Source organism: Bizionia myxarmorum (assembly GCF_008086205.1).
In the GTDB taxonomy this organism is placed as follows: domain Bacteria; phylum Bacteroidota; class Bacteroidia; order Flavobacteriales; family Flavobacteriaceae; genus Algorimicrobium; species Algorimicrobium myxarmorum.
In genome coordinates, this window is record NZ_VSKK01000019.1 from 1 (window position 1) to 548 (window position 548).

At 31.6% G+C, this 548-nt stretch carries 1 protein-coding gene; it reads left to right on the forward strand.

The features are described from left to right. Window positions 1–31 precede the first annotated feature (31 nt). Window positions 32–406: a hypothetical protein gene (locus ES674_RS15335; protein ID WP_148405533.1), complete on the forward strand. Its 375-nt coding sequence runs from the start codon at window positions 32–34 to the stop codon at window positions 404–406. Window positions 407–548: the final 142 nt, after the last annotated feature.

Consider the following 548-nt stretch of genomic DNA (forward strand, 5'->3'; position numbering starts at 1 on the left):
CGTTGTGCATAATATTGACTCGTCCTGAAATATGAAAAAATTTACTTTACTAATTTTGATTTTGACTTTGACTTTGACTTCCTGCAATTACGGAAAAAACGGAATTACAGCTGAAATCAAAAATTCTTCTGATAAAATTATTCGGAATGTGACTTTCTTATCTGATAAAAATACCAAACTTGTCTTTGATAAAATTGAACCAAATGAAACCGTTACGAAATTTCTCGATATGACAAATAATCAGGGAGGAGATGGAAGTTATGGATTAACATTTGATCGTGAAAATGGAAAAACTGAACATACTGCCAACGGATATTATACAAATGGAGCTTCATTAGACAGAAAAGTTACTTGCGAAATTAAAAATGATACAATTCTAATGAAATTCAGCGGAATTGGATATTGAAAAAAAATACTATGCACAACACTGTATATAAAAAATGCGTAGTTTAGTGCTTAATGAAAGGTAAGTGCGTACTTGCTTTCCTCCGATTTTCCTTCGGAAAATCCTCTGACACAAGTATGCACTTTTCATATACAAAACCGTT